Annotated in this window: 20 protein-coding genes; 10 read left to right on the top strand and 10 right to left on the bottom strand. The window is 60.7% G+C overall.

The features are described 5' to 3' along the window. The first annotated feature begins 124 nt into the window (after positions 1-124). Entirely contained in the window at positions 125-2,389 is a 2,265-nt protein-coding gene (locus CAF87_RS05870) for a hypothetical protein (protein ID WP_139831702.1), read from the top strand. On the opposite strand, the gene CAF87_RS05865 is transcribed toward CAF87_RS05870, so the two are convergent. The 3 genes from CAF87_RS05865 to CAF87_RS05855 form a co-directional block, all read right to left on the bottom strand. Continuing rightward, a complete protein-coding gene (locus tag CAF87_RS05865; protein ID WP_085730833.1) occupies positions 2,373-3,128 on the bottom strand; it encodes an anti-sigma factor in 756 nt (251 codons plus the stop codon). The genes CAF87_RS05870 and CAF87_RS05865 overlap by 17 nt on opposite strands. Next, complete coding sequence (locus CAF87_RS05860) at positions 3,125-3,583, bottom strand: RNA polymerase sigma factor (protein WP_256575995.1); 459 nt, start codon at positions 3,581-3,583, stop codon at positions 3,125-3,127. The genes CAF87_RS05865 and CAF87_RS05860 overlap by 4 nt, the downstream gene beginning before the upstream one ends. A gap of 89 nt (positions 3,584-3,672) precedes the next feature. Next, a complete protein-coding gene (locus CAF87_RS05855) occupies positions 3,673-4,206 on the bottom strand; it encodes a tetratricopeptide repeat protein (protein ID WP_085730834.1) in 534 nt (177 codons plus the stop codon). A 157-nt stretch (positions 4,207-4,363) separates the two neighbouring features. Here CAF87_RS05855 and CAF87_RS05850 point away from each other — a divergent pair, with 157 nt between their 5' ends. The 3 genes from CAF87_RS05850 (at position 4,364) to nudC (ending at position 6,869) form a co-directional block, all read left to right on the top strand. Further along, positions 4,364-5,137: a class I SAM-dependent methyltransferase gene (locus CAF87_RS05850; RefSeq protein ID WP_085730835.1), complete on the top strand. Its 774-nt coding sequence runs from the start codon at positions 4,364-4,366 to the stop codon at positions 5,135-5,137. 82 nt (positions 5,138-5,219) lie between these two features. Continuing rightward, positions 5,220-6,032, top strand: a complete 813-nt coding sequence (locus tag CAF87_RS05845) for a crotonase/enoyl-CoA hydratase family protein (protein ID WP_085730836.1) — start codon at positions 5,220-5,222, stop codon at positions 6,030-6,032. Between the two features lie 6 nt (positions 6,033-6,038). Next, positions 6,039-6,869 carry an NAD(+) diphosphatase gene (nudC, locus tag CAF87_RS05840; protein ID WP_085730837.1) on the top strand — a complete coding sequence of 277 codons (831 nt, stop codon included), beginning with the start codon at positions 6,039-6,041 and terminating at the stop codon, positions 6,867-6,869. On the opposite strand, the gene CAF87_RS05835 is transcribed toward nudC, so the two are convergent. Further along, positions 6,837-7,616 carry a TSUP family transporter gene (locus CAF87_RS05835; protein ID WP_085730838.1) on the bottom strand — a complete coding sequence of 260 codons (780 nt, stop codon included), beginning with the start codon at positions 7,614-7,616 and terminating at the stop codon, positions 6,837-6,839. The genes nudC and CAF87_RS05835 overlap by 33 nt on opposite strands. A 256-nt stretch (positions 7,617-7,872) precedes the next feature. On the opposite strand from CAF87_RS05835, the gene sfnG reads away from it, so the two are divergent. After that, positions 7,873-8,967 (top strand): dimethylsulfone monooxygenase SfnG, encoded by a 1,095-nt coding sequence (sfnG, locus tag CAF87_RS05830; protein ID WP_085730839.1) that lies wholly within the window; start codon positions 7,873-7,875, stop codon positions 8,965-8,967. 39 nt (positions 8,968-9,006) lie between these two features. Here sfnG and CAF87_RS05825 read toward each other — a convergent pair whose 3' ends face one another. After that, positions 9,007-9,486 carry a nuclear transport factor 2 family protein gene (locus CAF87_RS05825; RefSeq protein WP_085709991.1) on the bottom strand — a complete coding sequence of 160 codons (480 nt, stop codon included), beginning with the start codon at positions 9,484-9,486 and terminating at the stop codon, positions 9,007-9,009. Positions 9,487-9,538: 52 nt separating this feature from the next. Continuing rightward, entirely contained in the window at positions 9,539-10,105 is a 567-nt protein-coding gene (locus CAF87_RS05820; protein WP_085730840.1) for a TetR/AcrR family transcriptional regulator, read from the bottom strand. Positions 10,106-10,311: 206 nt separating this feature from the next. Between CAF87_RS05820 and pssA the strand changes: the two genes are divergently transcribed. Further along, the gene (gene pssA / locus CAF87_RS05815; protein WP_085730841.1) at positions 10,312-11,655 is read left to right on the top strand and encodes a CDP-diacylglycerol--serine O-phosphatidyltransferase; all 1,344 of its coding nucleotides are present in this window, start codon (positions 10,312-10,314) and stop codon (positions 11,653-11,655) included. Positions 11,656-11,718: 63 nt separating this feature from the next. On the opposite strand, the gene efeO (CAF87_RS05810) is transcribed toward pssA, so the two are convergent. The 4 genes from efeO (CAF87_RS05810) to efeU are packed head-to-tail and all read right to left on the bottom strand — an operon-like array spanning position 11,719 to position 15,937. Next, entirely contained in the window at positions 11,719-12,543 is an 825-nt protein-coding gene (efeO, locus tag CAF87_RS05810) for an iron uptake system protein EfeO (protein WP_085730842.1), read from the bottom strand. A gap of 21 nt (positions 12,544-12,564) precedes the next feature. Further along, positions 12,565-13,863 carry an iron uptake transporter deferrochelatase/peroxidase subunit gene (gene efeB, locus CAF87_RS05805; protein WP_085730843.1) on the bottom strand — a complete coding sequence of 433 codons (1,299 nt, stop codon included), beginning with the start codon at positions 13,861-13,863 and terminating at the stop codon, positions 12,565-12,567. A gap of 17 nt (positions 13,864-13,880) precedes the next feature. Then, entirely contained in the window at positions 13,881-15,080 is a 1,200-nt protein-coding gene (gene efeO, locus CAF87_RS05800) for an iron uptake system protein EfeO (RefSeq protein WP_085730844.1), read from the bottom strand. An 8-nt stretch (positions 15,081-15,088) separates the two neighbouring features. Further along, positions 15,089-15,937 carry an iron uptake transporter permease EfeU gene (gene efeU / locus CAF87_RS05795; RefSeq protein ID WP_085730845.1) on the bottom strand — a complete coding sequence of 283 codons (849 nt, stop codon included), beginning with the start codon at positions 15,935-15,937 and terminating at the stop codon, positions 15,089-15,091. Positions 15,938-16,157: 220 nt separating this feature from the next. Between efeU and CAF87_RS05790 the strand changes: the two genes are divergently transcribed. The 4 genes from CAF87_RS05790 (at position 16,158) to CAF87_RS05775 (ending at position 20,961) form a co-directional block, all read left to right on the top strand. After that, on the top strand, positions 16,158-17,174 hold the full coding sequence (locus tag CAF87_RS05790) for an AraC family transcriptional regulator (RefSeq protein WP_085730846.1): 1,017 nt from the start codon (positions 16,158-16,160) through the stop codon (positions 17,172-17,174). A 141-nt stretch (positions 17,175-17,315) separates the two neighbouring features. Continuing rightward, positions 17,316-18,980: an AMP-binding protein gene (locus CAF87_RS05785; protein WP_085730847.1), complete on the top strand. Its 1,665-nt coding sequence runs from the start codon at positions 17,316-17,318 to the stop codon at positions 18,978-18,980. Between the two features lie 16 nt (positions 18,981-18,996). Then, entirely contained in the window at positions 18,997-19,758 is a 762-nt protein-coding gene (locus CAF87_RS05780; protein WP_085730848.1) for an SDR family NAD(P)-dependent oxidoreductase, read from the top strand. A 12-nt stretch (positions 19,759-19,770) separates the two neighbouring features. Further along, positions 19,771-20,961, top strand: a complete 1,191-nt coding sequence (locus CAF87_RS05775) for an acetyl-CoA C-acyltransferase (RefSeq protein WP_085730849.1) — start codon at positions 19,771-19,773, stop codon at positions 20,959-20,961. Positions 20,962-20,969: the final 8 nt, after the last annotated feature.

The raw sequence follows: 20,969 nt of genomic DNA, 5'->3' as shown, positions 1-20,969 counted from the left end.
GATGGACGGTAGCAATCCCTGTCAGATATGACAGTTGTGGCCTTCAGTGCTCGGGGGTTTGATATCAAGAAAGTGATGCTGGCTTTTTAATTCGATAAAAAACACCTGCCAAGGGCTGACGACGATGACTGCTCCGACACTCGCATCACCTCGCATTCCCGGGATGAAACAACCGGTATCTGCGCCGCACCCTGTCGATGCGGGTTTACCGCTGGCACTGACCCATCTCCATCCCGACGGCGTCAAGGTTTTCATTGAACCTCCGTCGGGTATGGCCGTGGACGATACGCTTGTCCTGCGCCTGAACAATGACCTGGTTGCCAGGAAATTGATTGCTAACGGCGAGGAAGACCAGCGGGCGGTCCTGTATGTGCAGGCAAAGCCTTGGAGCGATGGGCTCAATGTGTTGGAGTACAGCCAGGAACGGGCCGGGATCGATATCGAAACCTCACTCCCGCTGCGTGTCTGGTTCCACAGCAAGCGTCCAGGACTATTGGACCGATTTCCTGAGCAGGAGGGGCATTCGGAGCTGGAACTGAAGGTCGAGCAAACGGTGCTCGATGAAGGCGTGAGCCCAGAGTGGGCGCGCAAAGGCGTTGATGTCCGTCTGTTTTATCCACTGATGAGAGTGTTCGACACCATCCTGCTCGATTGCAATGGCGTAGTCCTCCGTCATCTCGTGAGTCAGACCGAGGTGGATAGCGGACAACCTGTGGTGATGACGATTGTTGAGGCAACTTTTATTGCGGCGGGTGATGCCGCAAGCTTTCCGCTCAGGTTCACGGTGCTCGATTGCCTTGACAATAGCCCGGATACCAACAGTCCTTATTCGGCACACCTGTCTCTTTACGTAAACCTTCGCGGTGAATGGTACGACCCGCCGATTGTCAGTGAAGACCCCAATGACGCGGAGGATGACCCCGATACGATCGACCTTGAAAAACTTTCGGGCGAGCCTGCGACCGCGCAGGTGTATGTATCGGGCAGTTGGTCAAGAGATGACGAAATTCATTTGCTCTGCCGGTTCCGTGATGCGAATGACCACGAAGAGTCTTTGCTGCTCATTGAAACGGTCAAGAACAAGCCGTTCCTGTATTCGTTCCCCCTGGCGAACAAGTATTTCGCTTCTGCCGCAGGCGGCAAAGCGTCATTTCAGTACACGCGAGTCAGTAATGGCGTCTCGTTGGATCGTTCGGAAACGTTGAGAGTCAGCATCATTGGCACCCCCGCCAGCGACCTGCTGCCACCGACGCTGGTTGGCAGTGGCAGAAATATCGATCCGCTGGGCTTCCCCGAGGGGCTGACTGCTCGTGTCGAGTTTAAGGAGGCTCGCGAGGGCGACCGGGCGCGTCTGGTCATTGAAGGCGCCCCCCGACTCGGTTCGCCGGAGTTTGCACCGATCGGCTTCAACAAAAACAACCGTGCCAACTTTGTCCTCGAGCCCAAAGTGCTGGCTGCCAATCACGGTAAAACAATAAAGTTGTCTTGGAACCTGCTTCGCGATGGAAGTAGCCGGTCGTCGGGCGTAAACGAGATTATTGTTCAACGAATCGAGAGCACCGACCGGCGTTTGCCGATACCGCAAGTACCTCAGGCGCTTGATGAAGTGCTCGATATGGGCGCGTTCCACGGTCCCGGCCAGGTCACATGTGCACCGTGGCCGGCAATCGGCGTGGGGCAACTGCGCTGGTTCCATATGCGCGGTGTCGGACACGACGACAAGGCCTATGAGATCACGATTGCCGTAGGCGCTCCGGTGACGGGACCGGAAACAACTGCTGGCCTCGACAATGCACTGATGCGTGACCTGCTATTGAAATTCAAGCCGGGAACCACGGCGACGCTGAAACTCACAGTGTCCTTTGACGGGAGCAACGATGAACTGAACGCCGTGGCTTTCCAGACCCGCGAGTATCAAATCCTGAATTTGCCTGCCACGCTTCTGGAGGACTTCACACAGACACCTGCACAAACGGTGAAAAAGGGTGGTGTGATGGAGTCCTCCCATCTGAAATTCACCTTCCTGTCGGGTTCCGGCGAGTGCGCTTTCATGCCGCGTGCCGACATTGGACAGTCGTTCCCCGGACGGGTTGACGGTCAGGTGTTGAGCATCGGTCGCGACAGTTCTCCTCCGGAACCCGTGGTGGTCGAGCTGGAACTGAAGAAAGCCTGTACCCGGTGCAGTTTCTGGCACATCAGCAGCAACTACAACGATGCTAAGGTGGAGTATTTGTCTGCTGACAGAACATTGCTTGGAAGCGAGACGATCGGAATGTCCTACAGCACGCCACAAAGCGTACTGCACGCAGCGGCCGGGATAAAAATACTCAGGATCACTTGCCCGAAGGCTGACTGGTTCTCTCTGGACCGGATCAAAGTTGATTACTGATCAGCGTCTTGGCGAGGTGTTGAAGGTCGGATGGAGGGTTATAACCGATCAACATCCAGGCGTGTTCGCGTTCGGTCCAGTACACCACGTTCATCCCATGCCGGCGTTCATGGGCCAGCGGTTGGCTGCCGCTGTTGGTGCGCGTGACGCACAGTGCCAGCGGGCCGTGGGTGGCGTCGAGCCAGGTCATCTGGGCGATGGGCACGCCGTCATATTCAAGTAACTGCGCGCGTTTGAACTGCGAGCCGGGCAGTTTCAGTTTCGCCGGCGACAGGCTCACGCCCAGCCGCGCATCAACGGTTCGCAACTGCGCCATTTGCGAGGCCTCGTCGGTGGGCAGATGTTCGAGGGTCTGCGGCACATACAGCGCCATGTAGTCGCCCACCCGCGCGCGCCAGTTGTGCGCTTGCTGGGTCTGCCAAGTCAGGAACAACCGGTCTGCCGCCACCCCGGCGAGCGCCGCGCCGGCAGCGGCTGCACCGAGGAACCAGCGTCGGCTGAAACCGGGCTTCTGCGGTGATGGCGCGGCATCGAGCCGGGCCTGCAAGCGATCGAGCGGTGCCTGTTGCGCCAGTTCGTCGTAGGCAGCCTTGAACGGCAGGTTGCTGCGGCTCAGCCATTGCACCCGCAAACTCAGTAGCGGATCGTCGGCGATGAGGCTATCGAGCTGGCTGCTTTGTTCGCGGTCCAGTTCATCGTCCAGATACGCCACCAGTTGCTCGTCGGAAGGCGTATTCATTGCCGGTCTCCTGCAGGGGTGTTCGGTACCGCTTGCAGCGGTGGGTATTCGGCCAGTTTCAGGCGCGCGGTGGCGAGGCGACTCATGACCGTGCCGATCGGCACTTGCAGGATCTCGGCCACTTCGCGATAGGACAGGCCTTCGACATAGGCGAGGTACACCGTTTCGCGCTGGGTTTCCGGCAGTGCATCGACGCGCCGGATCACCTGCGCCGCCATAACGTGGGTCTGCGCGGCGTATTCACCGTCGAACGTCAGTTGGCTGTCGGCGTCCACCACGCCCTGGCCCTGGCGCACCCGGCGGGCGCGCACTTCATTGAGCCAGATCGAATGCAGAATGCTCAGCAGCCAGCGATCCATGCGCGTGCCGGCCACGTACTGGCTCGAACGTTCAAGCGCCCGCACGCAAGTGGCTTGCACCAGATCCTCGGCCACATGCCGATTGCGCGACAGCAGCAGGCCGTAGCGCCACAGGCGCGCCAGATGTTGTCCTAGTTCGGCTCTGAAGGCCTGATCGCTGAAAATGTTCGCCTCCGCGTGTCGTGTCAGGTTTTCGATGAATCGTTGATGGCTTCGGCCAGGTCCCGGTATTCCTCGCAGGTCGTGCCGCAAATCTTCTGGATGTACTGCAACTGCTCCTGCGCCAGATCCACGCGACCCTTGATGACATAAGCTTCGCCCAGGTATTCGCGGACTTGCGCGTACTGCGGATCAAGCTTCACCGATTGCAGGTAATAACCGATGCCTTCGTCGGTGCGCCCCAGTTTGCGCGTGGCATAACCGCGATAGTTGAGGGCCTTGGCGGTGTTCGGCTGTTTCAGGGTGTCGAGCAAGGCGAGGGCTTCTTCATAGCGACCGTCCTTGGCCAGGCGATAGGCGTAGTCGGTACGGTCGGCATCCGGCACCAGACTGCTGGTCTGCCGAACACATTTCTGCGACTTGCTGTCTAGCACCTGACCTTTCGGGCAGTTGGGTTTCTGCACCGGCTCGTCTTCATCGCCGTGAGCCAGGGCCAAAGGGCTGGAAAACATTGCGGCCATCAGCAATGGGGCGGCGAACATAACGGAACGGAAAGTCATGGGCAAGGCTCCATAGTGGGTCATGTCTGATGTTGAACACCGCAAGGTGAAGTTTTATTCATTGCTTTGTCAGGTGCCATTCAAGGAAAGCTCAAACACGAGAGCTATGCTCGTGGCGTCTGTCGTCAATCCGCCGTTCTACCCTGGGAGTTGCGCCATGAAAGATCAGGTTCACCACTCCGCTGCCGCCGGTTACAAGACCGCTGCCGAAACCTACGTCAAAGGACGGCCGGACTATCCGCCGGCGGTGACCGAATGGCTGACGACAACCCTGGAGCTGAACGCCCGCAAGACCGTTATCGACCTCGGAGCCGGCACCGGCAAGTTCACCGGACGATTGGTGGCGACCGGTGCCCAGGTGATTGCCGTGGAGCCGGTGGCGCAGATGCTGGAGAAACTGTCTGCCAACTGGCCCGATGTCTTGGCCGTCAGCGCCATGGCGACGGATCTGCCGCTGCCCGACGCCTCGGTTGATGCGGTGGTCTGCGCTCAGGCCTTTCACTGGTTCGCCAGCACCGAGGCGCTGGACGAAATCGCCCGGGTGCTCAAGCCCGGCGGCAAACTCGGGCTGATCTGGAACCTGCGCGATACCAAGGTTGGCTGGGTGCCCAAGCTCGATGCGATCGTCAACGCTCTGGAAGGCGATACGCCGCGTTACTACACAGGCGCGTGGCGCAAGGTGTTCCCGCACCCGGCGTTCGGGCCGTTGCAGGCCGAGCATTTTTATCACGGCCATACGGGCTCGCCGGAAGATGTGATTTTCAATCGGGTGCGTTCCACCAGTTTCATCGCAGCGCTGCCAGATGCAGAGCGTGCACGGGTCGATGAACAGTTGCGGGCTTTGATCGCGTCCGATCCCGAACTGCGAGGCCGGGATGTGATGACCGTGCCCTACGAGACTGCCGCGTTTGTGGCGGTGAAGGGCGGCTAGAGTCCTGCATTTGGCCGAACCGCCGTTCTGAGGCCTTGATATAGTTCAGGCCTCATTTTCAGACCGGTAAAGGATTTCTGCCATGACTCAATACACCGCCTTCAGCGTCGAACTGGCCGACAACATCGCCCATGTGCAGATCAATCGTCCGGAAAAGATCAACTCGATGAACGCCGCGTTCTGGAGCGAAATTGTCGAGGTGTTCCAGTGGATCGACGAGACCGACGAAGTTCGGGTGGTGGTGCTCAGCGGTGCCGGCAAACACTTTTCCTCGGGTATCGACCTGATGATGCTGGCCGGCGTGGCCAATGAGCTGGGCAAGGACGTCGGCCGCAATGCGCGCCTGCTGCGCAAAAAGATTCTGACCCTGCAAGCCTCTTTCAATGCCGTCGACAATTGCCGCAAACCGGTGCTCGCCGCGATTCAGGGTTATTGCCTGGGCGGTGCCATCGACCTGATCGCCGCCTGCGACATGCGCTACGCTGCGGAGGATGCGCAATTCTCCATTAAAGAAATCGATATTGGCATGGCGGCTGACGTAGGCACTTTGCAACGGTTGCCACGGATCATCGGTGACGGCATGCTGCGGGAACTGGCTTACACCGGTCGTACCTTTGGCGCCGACGAAGCCCGCAGCATTGGGCTGGTCAACCGCGTCTACAGCGACAAGGACAGCCTGATCGAAGGTGTGATGGACATTGCCCGGGACATCGCCGGCAAGTCGCCGATCGCGGTCACCGGCACCAAGGAAATGATCAGCTACATGCGCGACCACCGTATCGACGATGGTCTGGAGTACGTTGCCACCTGGAACGCCGCCATGTTGCAATCCACCGACTTGCGTGTGGCCATGGCCGCCCATATGAGCAAACAGAAACCCGAATTTCTGGATTGAGAAACCATGACATCTCGCTGGACCACCGCAGTACTGGACACCGATCAACCGGGCGGCTGGGCCGTCGCGCGCAGCCCCGAAGGTTTTCTGTTCGATGACAACGGCGCGCTGTTCCCCCGGGAATGGCTCAAGCGCCAGGACTTGTCGATTCTCGCTGAACACGGCATTGGTCATCTTGATGGCGAGCCGGTCTACCTGTTGGAACTGCGCAGTACCAGCGAGGTGCCGGGTTGCAACTGGAAAGGTCTGCGGGCGTTCATGCTCGATGGCGATCACACCGTCTACAAAGTGCTGGGGTACGCTGCACAAATCGGCACCTGGGCCCGTGAACATCGGTTCTGCGGCAACTGCGGTCAGGCCATGACCCAGGTGCCACGGGAGCGGGCGATGTATTGCCAGCCGTGCGACTTGCGCAGTTATCCGCGGATTTCGCCAAGCATGATCGTGCTGGTGACCCGTGGAGATGAAGTGCTGCTGGCGCGCTCACCGCGTTTCGTCACTGGGGTCTACAGCACACTGGCCGGGTTTGCCGAGCCTGGAGAGTCGGCCGAGGATTGCCTGATTCGCGAAGTGCGCGAAGAAGTCAGCATCGAAGTGAAGAACATCCAGTACATGGGCAGCCAGTGCTGGCCGTTCCCGCACTCGATGATGCTGGGTTTTCATGCCGAATACGCCGGTGGCGAGATTGTCTGTCAGGAGGACGAGATCGAAGACGCCCAGTGGTTCAACGTGCACGATCTGCCGCCCTTGCCGGCGTCCAAATCGATTGCACGTTACCTGATCGACGTCTACGTGGCGCGGCGCTTAGGCCACGCTGAACCAGTGCTGCCAGGCTAGACGCACGGTCAACCCCAGCACCACGGTGATGAACACCGGACGAATGAACTTGGCGCCGCCGCTGATCGCGGTGCGCGCCCCGAAGAAGGCGCCGACCATCACCGACAGGCCCATGCTCAGGCCGATGATCCAGTCCACCTGCCCGGAAAACACGAACACCGACAGCGCCGCAATGTTGCTGACGAAGTTCATGCTGCGCGCTACGCCGCTGGCCTTTACCAGATCGATCGGGTAGAGCAGCAGGCTGCTGACGGTCCAGAACGCGCCAGTGCCCGGGCCTGCCACACCGTCATAGAAACCGAGGCCGAAGCCCTGGGTCGATTGCCACTTCTTCTTGATCGGTGCGTCGCTGTCCAACGGGGCCTTCGGCGTGCCGCCAAACAACAGGTACAAGCCACAGGCGAAGACGATCACCGGCAGCATCTTGTTCAGCCACTCGGCTGGCAGATAGTGGGCGACGATGGCGCCGGTCAGCGCGCCGACCAGCGTGCCGACGATGGCGTGCATCCACTGCCTGGGATGAAACAGCTTGCGCCGGTAGAAGGTGAAGCTGGCGGTGGCCGAACCGAAGGTCGAACTCAACTTGTTGGTGCCCAGCACCAGATGCGGCGGCAAACCGGCGGTGAGCAGCGCAGGCGTGGTCAACAGACCGCCACCGCCGGCGATGGCATCGATGAATCCGGCAATGAAAGCGACAAGGGCCAGAACGGCCAGGGTGGTGAGGTCAACGCTGAGTTCGAAAGGCATGGAATCGGCTTATTCGGCAGGTTGCAGAGCTGGGCTGCGGGGAGGGCAGTCATGTTACTCATTTCCAGGCGTTGCGGCGACCCATAAGGCCCGGCCACCGACTGCCCAACTGTTGCCCAGCCAACACGCACCCAACAAATCACCCTCGCACTGTGCATCCCGATTACCTGAAACCCTAATAAAACCGGGCTTCAGAGGCTGGCACGCTTGCTGCTCTAGCTCTCTCACCTTCATCAACTGTCCCGAGGACACGCCAATGAGTCAGCAAGCCGTGAAATTTGCCTACTGGGTGCCGAACGTCAGCGGTGGGCTGGTGGTCAGCAAGATCGAGCAACGCACCGACTGGGGCATCGACTACAACCGCAAACTGGCACAACTGGCCGAGGCGGCGGGCTTCGAATACGCCCTGACCCAGATCCGCTTCACCGCCGGCTACGGTGCCGAGTTCCAGCATGAGTCGGTTGCCTTCAGCCACGCGCTGCTCGCCGCCACCAGCAAACTCAAAGTCATTGCCGCCATTCTGCCCGGCCCGTGGCAACCGGCGCTGGCGGCCAAACAGTTGGCGACCATCGATCAACTCACCAACGGCCGGATCGCGGTGAACATCGTCAGCGGCTGGTTCAAGGGTGAATTCCAGGCCATCGGCGAACATTGGCTGGAGCACGACGAGCGCTATCGTCGCTCGGAAGAGTTCATCCGTTCGCTGCGAGGGATCTGGAGTCAGGACAACTTTACCTTCCGGGGCGATTTTTATCGTTTCGACAACTACAGCCTCAAGCCGAAACCGCTGGGCCGCCCGGAAATCTTCCAGGGCGGCAGCTCCCGTGCGGCGCGGGACATGGCGGCACGGGTGTCGGACTGGTATTTCACCAATGGCAACAGCGTCGAAGGCATCAAGGCCCAGGTCGATGACATTCGCGCCAAAGCGGCGGCGAACCATCATTCGGTGAAAATCGGGGTGAATGCGTTTGTCATTGCCCGTGATACCGAAGAGGAAGCCAAAGCGGTGCTGGCGCAGATCATCGATCAGGCTGACCCCGAGGCAGTGAACGCTTTTGGGGATGCGGCGAAACAGGCGGGCAGGGCATCGCCGGAGGGCGAGGGCAACTGGGCGAAATCGACCTTTGAAGATCTGGTGCAGTACAACGATGGCTTCAAGACCAATCTGATCGGCACGCCGCAGCAGATTGCAGAGCGGATCGTGGCGTTGAAAGCGGTGGGTGTGGATCTGGTGTTGGCGGGGTTCCTGCACTTTCAGGAAGAGGTGGAGTATTTCGGCAAGCGAGTGTTGCCGTTGGTGCGGGAGCTGGAAGCCAAAACGCAATTGGTCCCGACTGCCGAAGTTGCCTGAGAATCCCTCCTGCACTTTGTGCAGGAGGGATCGGTTGAATTACAGACCCAGTTCAGACAACCCCGGATGATCATCCGGGCGCCGGCCCAGCGGCCAGTGGAACTTGCGTTCGCTCTCCTTGATCGGCATGTCGTTGATGCAGGCATAACGCTGGAACATCAGGCCATGCTCGTCGAACTCCCAGTTTTCGTTGCCGTAGGAACGGAACCAGTTGCCCGAGTCGTCGTGCCATTCGTAGGCGTAGCGCACGGCGATGCGGGTGTCGGAGTAAGCCCAGAGTTCCTTGATCAGACGGTAATCCAGTTCCTTGGCCCATTTGCGGGTCAGGAAGGCCTTGGCTTCCTCGCGGTTGTTAGCGAATTCGGCGCGGTTGCGCCATTTAGTGTCCAGGGTGTAGGCCAGCGACACGCGCTGCGGGTCGCGAGAGTTCCAGCCATCCTCGGCCAGGCGAACTTTTTCAATCGCCGATTCACGGTTGAAGGGTGGCAATGGCGGACGCACTTCGGCTGCAGTAGACATGTTTGTCTCCCGATCAAATTAACGATTTAACAACTTGTCGCTTATTGAGGCTTTACAGGTCCAATAACTTTCGCGCCATGCATTGCGCATTATCGGCGGCACTGTGATCACCCATCACAAGCGCTACGGTAATGGCGCCGTCAATCAGGATCAGCAACTGTCTGGCCAGCAGTTGCGGGTCCTCGGCACCATGTTCGGTACACAGCTCGCACACGTAGTCGAGCAGCTTCTGTTTGTGGTCTTTGGCGACCTGGCGCACCGGATCCTGCGGATCGCCGGTCTCGCCGCTGGTATTGATGAAGGCACAGCCCCGGAAGCCTTCCGAGGCGAACCAGCCCTTGAGCACGGTAAACAGATTGAGCAGGCGATCAGCCGGGGTTTCGGCCTGATCGACGGCGCTTCTGTACCAGTGCATCCAGCGCACGTCGCGGCGTTGCAGGGCGGCGACGGTCAATTCCTCCTTGCTGGCGAAGTAGCGGTAGATACTCTTTCTGGAAACACCGGCGGTTTTCACCAGAAGATCCATCCCGGTGGCAGCGATGCCACTTTTGTAGATCAACTTTTCGGTGACATCCAGAATGATGTCGCGGGTCGTGTCGTTGCTAGTGATTTCGTTCATGTGGCAAACAGTAGAACGATCGTTCTCCTTGGTCAAGCACTTATTTTGAAATGGCTTTCGCGAGCATGCTCGCTCCCACATTTGTAAGGCGATCCACTGTGAGAGCGACCCTGGGGGCGATGAAGTTATTACAGACACTCACAAGACCCGAAGGAGTTGATGGTGTAAGCTCTCGGGTTCTTCGGATTCGACCCATTGCGAGCCCTATGCCGTTGCTTTTCAAACGCTCTCTGCTGCCCAAGTTGCGCAGCTTTCCGCTGACCGCCGAGGCCGTGACCATTCTGTCCGGCGCCGCCGAGTTCCGTCGTTGCCTGCTGGAGAAAATCGCCCAGGCGACCCAGCGCATCTACCTCGTCGCGCTCTATCTGCAAAACGACGAAGCCGGTCAGGAAATCCTCGATGCCTTGCACGCCGCCAAGCTCAAGCGCCCGGAGCTTGAAATCGTTGTGGTCGTCGACTGGTTGCGCGCCCAGCGCGGTTTGATCGGTGCCGGCAAGCAACCGGGCAACGCCGCCTGGTATCAGGAAATGACCCGCACCCACCAGAGCGTGGTGCCGGTCTACGGCGTGCCGGTGCAGACCCGTGAGCTGTTTGGTGTGCTGCACCTGAAAGGCTTCGTAATCGACGATTGCGTGGTCTACAGCGGCGCCAGCCTGAACAACGTCTACCTGCACAAGTTCGACAAGTACCGTTTCGACCGTTATCACGTGTTGCAGAGCCGTGAACTGGCGGACTCGATGCACCATCTGGTCAAGCACGGCCTGATCGAATCCAAAGCGGTACATCGCCTCGACCTGCCGAACCTGCCGACCACCCGCAGCCTGCGCAACGACATCGGCGATCTGCGCAGCCGTCTCAAATACGCGGCGTATGACACCAGCGCCGGCAGCACGGCGCATACCGGCCTGTCGGTCAGCCCGTTGCTCGGCGTGGGCAAGAACAATCCGCTGAACCGGGTGATTCTGGAGCTGATCGCCAGCGCCCAGAAGCAACTGACCATCTGCACGCCGTACTTCAACCTGCCGCTGGGGGTGATCCGCGAGATCAACCGAGCGCTGGCACGCGGCGTGAAGATCGACATAGTGGTCGGCGACAAGACCGCCAACGACTTCTACATTCCGCCGACCGAGCCGTTCAAGGTAATCGCCGCGCTGCCGTACCTGTACGAGATCAGCCTGCGCCGTTTCGCCAAGCGGCATCAGCGCAATATCGACAGCGGTCAGTTGAACCTGCACCTGTGGCGTGAAGGCGACAACAGCTATCACCTCAAGGGCATGTGGATCGACCAGCGCTACACCTTGCTGACCGGCAACAACCTTAATCCGCGGGCGTTCCGTCTCGATCTGGAAAACGCCCTGCTGATCGACGACCCGAAAGGCGAGTGGCTGGAGCCGCGTCGTCTGGAGCTGGAAAACATCTTCGAACACACCACGCGGATCGGGCGATTCCAGGACTTGGAAGCCTTGCCGGATTACCCGGCCGGGGTGGCCAAGTTCCTCAAGCGCGTGAGCCGGGTGCGGGTCGAAAGGTTGCTGTACCGGATTCTGTAACGGCGGAAAACAAATATCCCCCGAACGCGCCAAACGCGTCCGGGGGATTTTTATGCGCAGAACTCAGTTCAGGCCGAGCTTGCCACGCAAGGTCGACAGGTCTTCTGCCAGTGTATTGACTGGCCCAACCAGCGCCTTGCGGTCGTTTTCCTTCACTTTGTCATAGGTCTCGAAACCACCGTCCTTGGTCTTGTACTTGGCCAGGATCTTGTCCACGGTGGCGAAGTTCTTGTCGACTTTGGCAACGAAGGCCTTGTCCTGCTTCTCGATCTGCGGACGGAACAGGTCGACGATTTTCTTCGCGCCATCGATGTTGCCCTGGAAGTCATAGAGATCGGTGTGGCTGTAGCGGTCTTCTTCACCGGAAATCTTGGTGGCGGCGACTTCTTCCAGCAGTGCGGCAGCACCGCCCACGACTTTCTCGGGCGGGAAGGTCAGGCCGGCGACGCGGGTCTGCAGGTCCTGCACGTCTTTATCCAGTTTGTCGGCCAGATCGTTCAGACCCTGGGTGCTCTTCTCCGAGAACAGCGAGTACTCGAGGCGGTGGAAACCGGTGAAGTCTTCAGCCTTCACGCCTTTTTCGTGGTCGTCGACGCGGGAGTCGATGGACGCATCGAGGTCACTGAACAGCTCGGCAATCGGCTCGATCGACTCGTAGTAGACGCGGGTTGGTGCATAGAGCTTCTGCGCGGTCGACAGGTCGCCTTTTTTCACGGCGTCGGTGAATTGTTTGGTGTGGGTGCCCAGTTGGTCCAGTTGCTCGGTGACGTAGATCTTGTAGTCCGAAACCGGCCCGACCAGATCCAGCGGTGCAGTCGCCGCGAACGCCGACAGCGGGGTGTTGAGTAGACCAAGGGTCAGCAATAACGCGATGGGCGTCTTTTTCATGGGGGCGGCTCCTGTTGAATGCTATGCAGTTGTTTTTGGTTGGGTAGCGTTGAGCAGCGAGCGACCGATGAAATCCTTGTCGCCCGTAACACCCGGCAGGGTGAAGAAGTAACCGCCGCCGACCGGCTTGAGGTATTCCTCCAGCGGCTCGCCATTGAGGCGGGTTTGCACGGTGATGAAGCCTTTTTCCAGGTCGGCCTGGTAGCAGATGAACAGCAGGCCCATGTCGAGTTGGCCGTTCTTGTTCACGCCGTTGGAATAGTTGAACGGCCGGCGCAGGATCAAGTTGGCCTGGCTTTCAGCGGTGCGCGGGTTGGCCAGGCGGATGTGCGCGTCGAGCTTGGTCAGCTTGCCTTCCGGGTCCTTGCTGTAGTCCGGGACTTCGGTCTCATGGCTGGCGCCCATCGGTGCGCCGGTGGTTTTGACCCGGCCGATGATGCTCTCCTGTTCCTGCAATGGCGTGCGGTCCCAGCGTTCGACGAAGTTGCGGATGATCCGCACCGCCTGATAGCTGCCGTGTGCCGCCCAGGCCGGCTCGTCGCTGCCCGGTTGCACCCAGACGATGCGATCCATGGCTTTGCCGTCGTTGGAATCCGGGTTGGCCGATCCGTCACGGAAACCCAGGAAGTTACGCGCCGATTGCGCCGGCACACCGGGTTTGGCCGGGGCTTGCGGCGGCACGCTGCCTTCCTGCTTCCAGCGCACCAGCAGCAGGTCCGGCAGGTTCTTCACGATATCGCGCAGGGCGTGGATGTTGGTGTCGGCGGTGTTGGAGCAGAACTGCAGGCTCAAGTCGCCGTGGCAGCAGTCGGCTTCCAGCGCATCGTTGGGGAAGCCGACCATGCGGATCAGGCGCTTGGGCTTGGCGGCGGCGAGGCCGAAGCGCTCGTCGAACAGCGACTCGCCCACGGACACCGTGATAGTGAGGTTGTCCGGGGTGACCACCGGGCCGAGGATGCCGGAATCCGGCGGTGGCAATTTCGGGTCGATCTGCGCCACCGGGCCGCCCTTCATCAGGAACGCGATGCGCTCGTTGAGGGTGCGGAACAGGCGTTCGAGATCTTCACGATCGCTGGCCAGCACATCGAACGACACCAGCATGCCGGACGCCGGGCGCGGGGTGACGATGCCGGTCTGGTGCACACCATGAAAATCATGGTGATCCTGGGTCTTGTCACTGCTCGGCGCTTCGGTCACCTGCGCAGGGGCGGCTGCCATGGCCGGGCAGCTCAGGGCGGTACCGGCCAGAGCGACGCCGGCGGCGCCCATGCCCATCAGTACGCGACGGCGTTGCAGGTTGAAGTGTTCGGAATCGTTCATCGGTATTCGTCTTCTACTTACAGGCCGGAGAGGCCGAGGGCGGGATCGATGGCGTCGAGGGCATCGGCCAGAGCCTTGGCCTTGTCGGCGATCTGTTTGCGTGGTTCACCGCTGACGGTGTCGTAACTCGCGTAGCCGTCCTTGACCTTGAAACCGTTCAGCGTGGTATCGAAATCAGTCAGCGTGCTGTCGATTTTCGGCAGCAGGTCGGCGGCGGATTTCGTCAGCAGTGGCCGCAGCAGCTCGACGACTTTGTGCGTCGTCTCCAGGTTCGCCGCAAAACCGTTGAGGTCGCCGTGGCTGTAGCGTTCCTCTTCGCCGCTGGCAGCGCGCACGTCGGCCAGGGTGTTGAGGTTGCGCACGAGGATTTCCACCAGTTGCTCCGGCGGCAGCGATTGGGCCAGCAACTGTTGTTTCAGCGTGGTGACGTCGCCCAGCAGGCGTTCGGCAATCGGCGACAAACCGTCGAGATTGCGTTGCTGGAACAGCGCGTACTCGATGCGATGGAAGCCGACGAAGGCCGGGTCCTGTTCGCGTTTTTCAAAGTAATCGGCGCGGGCGTTGATGCTGTTGTCCAGTTCCGCCAGGCGTTGTGCGGCCGGGGCCAGACGCTGATACGCCGCGCGGGCCGGCAGGTACGCCGCTTGGGCCTGAGCCAGATCACCGCTGGTGATTGCCTGATTCAGCGCCGTGACGGCTCTGATCAGCGCGCTGCTCTGGGTGGCCAGATACACGCGGAATTCCGACAGCGGCCCGACGAAAGCGACCATCGATGGCTTGGCCTTGGCGGCGGCATCCGAGGCAGCGGTTGGCGTTACATGCAGCACGCCGCGCGGGTTGCTCAGCAGGCCGCAGGTGATGGCGTAGTCGCCGGGTTGCAGGTTGGCGTTGATTACCTGGCTAAGGCCCGGCGCGATGTTTTCGCGTTCTTCGATCACCAGCACGCCGTCGAGAATTTCCCATTCAACCGCCCGGTCGGAGCGGTTGACGATGCGGAAACTGGCGCGGCCCGCAGGTACGCTCAGCTCGTTCGGTTCGCAACTGCCGGGGTGGATGTTGACCACCACTTCGTCATGGTTGTGCTGACGCTTGGCCGCAGCCATTTTCGAGGCGTAGTAGAACAGGCCACCGGCGGCGATCATCACGACCACCGAACCGGCCACCGCCCAGCGCAAGGCGCGGGGAGGGGAGGCCTGAGGGATATTAGGCTTTGACATGGAGGCCCTTATTGGCTGGAAACGGAATTCGAGGCGGCGGCTTTGGGCGCCGGGGCGGAGGACGGATAGAAGAACATCACCAGCGCCACCACCAGATAGATCAGGTACGCGCCGAGGGTGCTGACGGTCGGTGCATCCTGATAACCGAACATGCCGGCCAGCACCGAGCCCAGCGGGCCGTCCATCGGCAGCGTCGCGCTGAAGTCGAAGAGCACGGTTTGCAGGTGATTCCAGACGCCGGCTTCATGCAGTGCCTGCACCGAGTTGGAGAGGATGCCGGCGGCGACCACTAGGATGAACAGCCCGGTCCAGCGGAAGAACGCCGACAGATTCAGGCGCATGCTGCCGCTGTAGATCAGGAAGCCGACGACGATGGCCAGGATCAGGCCGAGCAGGGCGCCGATCGGCGCGCCCGGTCCTTCGCTTTGCTGGAACACGGCGAGCAGGAAGAACACCGTTTCCAGGCCTTCCCGGGCAACGGCGAAAAACACCATGGCGATCAGTGCGATGACCTGATGCTTCGATGCGGTCAGCGCATGATCGAGGGACGCCTGCAGCGAATGCTTGATTGAACGCGCGACCTTGCGCATCCAGAACACCATGGAACTGAGAATCCCCACGGCCACAAGGCCGACCACGCCTTCGAACAGTTCCTGCTGTTTCTGCGGGAATTCGGCGCTGACCAGTTCCAGGCCACCACCGACCAGCAACGCCAGCGCAGCAGCGAGAAACACGCCGATCCACACGGCCGGCATCCATTGGCCACGGCCGGTCTGTTGCAGGTAGCTGGCGATAATGCCAACGATCAGCGCGGCTTCAATGCCTTCACGCAGCATGATCAGAAAGGGAACGAGCATTCGGCATCCACTGTGTAACGAAATGAGGTTACAAGTTGTAACATAATGAAAGTCATTCTCACATGCTACTCATTGACATTTACCTGAACGGTAGCTGAACAGGCTTGAAGATCAACCATTCTCAAATACGCAACGGACATTCCTGGATGGAGCGAGCCGTGCCAGGGCAGCTGCGTTAAGATGCCTGCCACCCGAACAACAACAGGATTTGCCTCGATCCATGTCGGAAAAAGACACCATCGCCATTCAACTGGTGCGTGAAGCACTGCAGCAAAGTTGTGCCCCGGGCGTGGCCACGGAAGAAGTCTTGAACAAGGTCGGCATCGATCCGGTGCTGCTGCTCACCGATGACGCCCGCGTCCCGGCCGGCCAGTACGCACGGTTGTGGCGACTGCTGGCGCGGCGCGGCGATGACGAGTTCTTTGGCATGGACCCGCGCAAGCTGAAGTCCGGCAGCCTGGAATTCCTCTGCCGCAGTGCGATGGCCCAGCCGAATCTGGCGGCGGGGCTGAGCGCGGGGTTGAGTTTCCTGTCGTTGATGCTCGAACGCATGCCGGCGCAACTGGTGCACCAGCAGAGTCTGGCGGAGATCGTGCTTCTGGAAGAAGATCCGGAACCGCGCCGCGCCTTCACCTATTTCACTTACTGGATGATCGTCCACGGCGTGGCGTGCTGGCTGGCGGGGCGGCGGATTCCGATTCTCGCCATCGAACTGCGCTGCCCGGCGCCGGACTTCTGTGATGACTATCGGGTGATGTTTTCGGAGAACCTGCGCTTCGACCGGCCGCGTACGCGGATGATCTTCGCCGCCGATGTGCTGGATCTGCCGATCAAGCGCAGCGCCGAGGAGCTGAAACGCTTTCTGGCCCATGCGCCGGCCAACATTCTGGTGAAGTACCGCGATCCGGAAAGCCTCGCCAGCCGGATCAAGCAGGATCTGCGTCAGTTGCCCGCCGATCAATGGCCGGAAACCGAAGCCCTGGCCCAGCAACTGTGCATGTCGGCCTCGACCCTGCGCCGGCGTCTGTCCGAAGAAGGGCAGACCTATCAGGGTTTGAAGGACAGCGTACGCAAGGAACTGGCGATCACCTGGCTGGCGGAACCCTCGATCAGCTTCGTCGAGATCGCCACGCGCCTGGGATTTGCCGATGCGAGCTCGTTCTACAAGGCGTTTCGCAAGTGGTCCGGGACCAATCCGGGGCATTACCGCAGCCTGATCCTCAACGAAGCGGTCTGATCCTCGATTCGACGCAAACCTTGGCCAAACCAGTCATCCATCTTGATGGCTTTGACCATTGCCCCGCACCCCGCATGGCGCGAGTATTCCTCTGTTGTTTACGGTTCCCCAACCTAATAAAAACGCAGAGGGATTCTGGCAATGCGCGATTACTTGTCTGCCACCCAGCAGTTTGATTATCAGCATACCGTGGACGCCGCACTCAGCGGCTCGCTCGAGGCGCTCAACGCTTGCGTCGAATGTTGTGACCGTCACGCCTTGCCGGGGCGCATCGCGCTGTTCTGGGAGGGGCGCGATGGCGCCAGTGCGACTTACACCTTCAGTGATCTGCAGGACAAGGCCGCGCGTTTCGCCAATTTCCTGCTTGCCCAAGGCGTGAATAGGGGCGACAAAGTCGCCGGCCTGTTGCCGCGCAATATCGAATTGCTCATCACCGTATTCGCCACTTGGCGCATCGGTGCGGTGTATCAACCACTGTTCACCGCGTTCGGCCCCAAAGCCCTCGAACATCGCCTGAACAGCTCCGGTGCCAAAGTCGTGGTGACCGACGCTGTCAACCGGCCGAAGCTCAGCGAAGTCGCCGATTGCCCGACACTGGTTACCGTCGGTGGCCCGAAAGGCCAGGGCATCGTCCGTGGCGACTTCAGTTTCTGGGCCGAGCTACCCAACCATTCCAATGTCTGCGAACCGGTGATGCTGACCGGCGAAGACCCGTTCCTGCTGATGTTCACCTCGGGCACCACCGGCCCGTCGAAAGCGCTGTCGGTGCCGCTCAAGGCAGTCGTGGCGTTTCAGAGCTACACCCGTGATGCCGTGGATCTGCGCCCGGAAGATGCGTTCTGGAACGTCGCCGATCCAGGCTGGGCCTACGGCATTTATTTCGGTGTCACCGGCCCGTTGTCGATGGGCCACCCGATCACCTTCTACGATGGCCCGTTCACCCTCGAAAGCACGTGCCGGGTGATCAACAAGTACGGCATCACCAACCTCACCGGTTCGCCCACGGCGTATCGCCTGCTGATTGCCGGCGGCGACGAGTTCGCCAAGTCGATCAAGGGCAAGCTGCGGATCGTCAGCAGCGCCGGCGAGCCGTTGAACCCGGAAGTGATCCGTTGGTTCGCCGACAACCTCGACGTGGTCATTCACGATCACTACGGCCAGACCGAACTGGGTATGGTCCTGTGCAACCACCACGGCCTCGAACACCCGATCCACCTCGGCGCCGCCGGGTTTGCTTCGCCGGGCCATCGCATCGTGGTGCTCGACGATCAGTACAACGAACTCGGCGTCGGTCAGCCCGGCATCCTCGCCATCGACCGCACACAGTCGCCGATGTGCTGGTTCGCCGGTTACGAAGGCGCGCCGACCAAGGCCTTCGTCGGCGATTACTACCTGAGCGGCGACACCGTCGAGTGGAACCCGGACGGCAGCATCAGCTTCGTCGGTCGCAGCGATGATGTCATCACCACGTCCGGCTACCGGGTCGGCCCGTTCGACGTGGAAAGCGCCTTGATCGAACACCCGGCAGTGGTCGAAGCGGCGGTTGTCGGCAAACCCGATCCTGAGCGCACCGAATTGGTCAAAGCCTTCGTCGTGCTCAACCCGCAATACCGCGCCGAGCCGGCGTTGGCCGAAGAACTGCGCCAACACGTGCGCAAGCGTCTGGCCGCGCATTCGTACCCCCGTGAAATCGAATTTGTCAGCGAGTTGCCGAAAACCCCGAGCGGCAAATTGCAGCGCTTTATCTTGCGCAACCAGGAAATCGCCAAGGCTCAAGAGGCCGCGGCGCACAACGTTTCAGCTTGAATCCAAGGAAACAGTCATGCAGATCGAGAACAAGGTTTTTATCGTCACCGGCGGCGCATCCGGCCTGGGAGCCGCCACCGCTGAGTTGCTGGTGAGCGCCGGCGCCAAAGTGATGCTGGTGGACATGAACGCCGAAGCGGTTGCCGCCCAGGCCCAGCGCCTTGGCGCGCAGAGTGTGGTGGCCGACATCAGCAACGAAGCTGCCGCTGAAGCCGCCGTGCAGGCGACCGTTAAAGCCTTTGGCAGCCTCAACGGGCTGGTGAACTGTGCCGGAATCGTTCGCGGCGAGAAGATCCTCGGCAAAAACGGCCCGCACACCTTGTCCAGTTTCGCTCAGGTGATCAACGTCAACCTGATCGGCAGCTTCAACATGCTGCGCCTCGCAGCGGCAGCGATTGCCGAAAGCGAGGCCAACGCTGACGGCGAGCGTGGCGTGATTATCAACACTGCATCGGTCGCTGCGTTCGACGGCCAGATCGGCCAGGCCGCGTATTCCGCGTCCAAAGGGGCCATCGCCAGCCTGACTCTGCCTGCCGCCCGGGAACTGGCGCGCTTCGGCATCCGCGTGATGACCATTGCCCCGGGCATTTTCGAAACCCCGATGATGGCCGGCATGACCCCGGAAGTGCGCGATTCGCTGGCCGCCGGTGTACCGTTCCCGCCGCGTCTGGGCAAGCCTGCCGAGTACGCTGCGCTGGTGCGGCATATCATTGAAAACAGCATGCTTAACGGCGAGGTGATCCGTCTCGACGGCGCCTTGCGCATGGCCGCCAAGTAAGGAGGATTTCTCATGACCATCTCCAACGATCCGATTGTCATCGTCAGCGCCGTCCGCACCCCGATGGGCGGTTTTCAGGGCGAACTGAAAAGCCTGACCGCGCCGCAACTAGGTGCCGCTGCAATCAAGGCTGCGGTCGAACGCGCCGGTGTCGCCTCCGATGCAGTCGATGAAGTGTTGTTCGGCTGCGTGCTGCCGGCCGGTCTCGGCCAGGCGCCTGCGCGTCAGGCCGCACTGGGCGCCGGGCTGGACAAATCCACTCGCTGCACCACCGTCAACAAGATGTGCGGCTCGGGCATGGAAACCACCATCCTGGCCCACGACATGCTGCTGGCCGGCAGCGCCGATGTGGTGATCGCCGGCGGCATGGAAAGCATGTCCAATGCGCCGTACCTGCTGGACCGCGCCCGCGCCGGTTACCGCATGGGCCACGGCCGGGTGCTGGACTCTATGTTCCTCGACGGCCTCGAAGACGCTTACGACAAAGGCCGGCTGATGGGCACCTTCGCCGAGGATTGCGCTGAAACCAACGACTTCAGTCGTGAGGCTCAAGACGCTTTCGCCATCGCCTCGACCACCCGCGCCCAACAGGCGATCAAGGACGGCAGCTTCAAGGACGAAATCATTCCGCTGACCGTGACCGTCGGCAAAGAACAAGTGGTCATCAGCAACGACGAGCAGCCGCCAAAAGCCAAACTGGACAAGATCGCTTCGCTGAAACCGGCGTTCCGCGACGGCGGCACCGTAACCGCAGCCAACTCCAGCTCGATCTCCGACGGCGCCGCCGCGCTAGTGCTGATGCGCCAGTCGCAAGCGCAGAAACAGGGTCTGAAACCGCTGGCGGTGATTCATGGTCACGCGGCCTTCGCTGACACCCCGGGCCTGTTCCCGGTGGCACCGATTGGCGCGATCAAGAAACTGATGAAGAAAACCGGCTGGTCGCTGGATCAGGTCGACTTGTTCGAAGTCAACGAAGCCTTCGCCGTGGTCGGCATGGCGGCGATGAAGCACCTGGACATTCCACACGACAAACTCAACATCCACGGCGGTGCCTGCGCCCTGGGCCACCCGATCGGGGCCTCCGGCGCACGGATTCTCGTGACCTTGCTCTCGGCCCTGCGCCAGAAAGGCCTGAAGCGCGGCGTCGCGGCGATCTGCATCGGCGGCGGCGAAGCCACGGCGATGGCTGTCGAGTGCGTCTGAACCCGAGT

The sequence above is a fragment of the Pseudomonas sp. R38(2017) genome, assembly GCF_002112395.1.
In the GTDB taxonomy this organism is placed as follows: domain Bacteria; phylum Pseudomonadota; class Gammaproteobacteria; order Pseudomonadales; family Pseudomonadaceae; genus Aquipseudomonas.
The sequence above is the reverse complement of the archived record's forward strand: the minus strand, read 5'-3'. Positions and strand labels throughout refer to the sequence as shown.

Coding starts and splice junctions, on each gene's coding strand:
- CAF87_RS05870 (WP_139831702.1), top strand. CDS start 125: ATGACTGCTCCGACACTCGCATCACCTCGCATTCCCGGGATGAAACAA.
- CAF87_RS05865 (WP_085730833.1), bottom strand. CDS start 3,128: ATGAATACGCCTTCCGACGAGCAACTGGTGGCGTATCTGGACGATGAA.
- CAF87_RS05855 (WP_085730834.1), bottom strand. CDS start 4,206: ATGACTTTCCGTTCCGTTATGTTCGCCGCCCCATTGCTGATGGCCGCA.
- CAF87_RS05850 (WP_085730835.1), top strand. CDS start 4,364: ATGAAAGATCAGGTTCACCACTCCGCTGCCGCCGGTTACAAGACCGCT.
- CAF87_RS05845 (WP_085730836.1), top strand. CDS start 5,220: ATGACTCAATACACCGCCTTCAGCGTCGAACTGGCCGACAACATCGCC.
- nudC (WP_085730837.1), top strand. CDS start 6,039: ATGACATCTCGCTGGACCACCGCAGTACTGGACACCGATCAACCGGGC.
- CAF87_RS05835 (WP_085730838.1), bottom strand. CDS start 7,616: ATGCCTTTCGAACTCAGCGTTGACCTCACCACCCTGGCCGTTCTGGCC.
- sfnG (WP_085730839.1), top strand. CDS start 7,873: ATGAGTCAGCAAGCCGTGAAATTTGCCTACTGGGTGCCGAACGTCAGC.
- CAF87_RS05825 (WP_085709991.1), bottom strand. CDS start 9,486: ATGTCTACTGCAGCCGAAGTGCGTCCGCCATTGCCACCCTTCAACCGT.
- CAF87_RS05820 (WP_085730840.1), bottom strand. CDS start 10,105: ATGAACGAAATCACTAGCAACGACACGACCCGCGACATCATTCTGGAT.
- pssA (WP_085730841.1), top strand. CDS start 10,312: ATGCCGTTGCTTTTCAAACGCTCTCTGCTGCCCAAGTTGCGCAGCTTT.
- efeO (WP_085730842.1), bottom strand. CDS start 12,543: ATGAAAAAGACGCCCATCGCGTTATTGCTGACCCTTGGTCTACTCAAC.
- efeB (WP_085730843.1), bottom strand. CDS start 13,863: ATGAACGATTCCGAACACTTCAACCTGCAACGCCGTCGCGTACTGATG.
- efeO (WP_085730844.1), bottom strand. CDS start 15,080: ATGTCAAAGCCTAATATCCCTCAGGCCTCCCCTCCCCGCGCCTTGCGC.
- efeU (WP_085730845.1), bottom strand. CDS start 15,937: ATGCTCGTTCCCTTTCTGATCATGCTGCGTGAAGGCATTGAAGCCGCG.
- CAF87_RS05790 (WP_085730846.1), top strand. CDS start 16,158: ATGTCGGAAAAAGACACCATCGCCATTCAACTGGTGCGTGAAGCACTG.
- CAF87_RS05785 (WP_085730847.1), top strand. CDS start 17,316: ATGCGCGATTACTTGTCTGCCACCCAGCAGTTTGATTATCAGCATACC.
- CAF87_RS05780 (WP_085730848.1), top strand. CDS start 18,997: ATGCAGATCGAGAACAAGGTTTTTATCGTCACCGGCGGCGCATCCGGC.
- CAF87_RS05775 (WP_085730849.1), top strand. CDS start 19,771: ATGACCATCTCCAACGATCCGATTGTCATCGTCAGCGCCGTCCGCACC.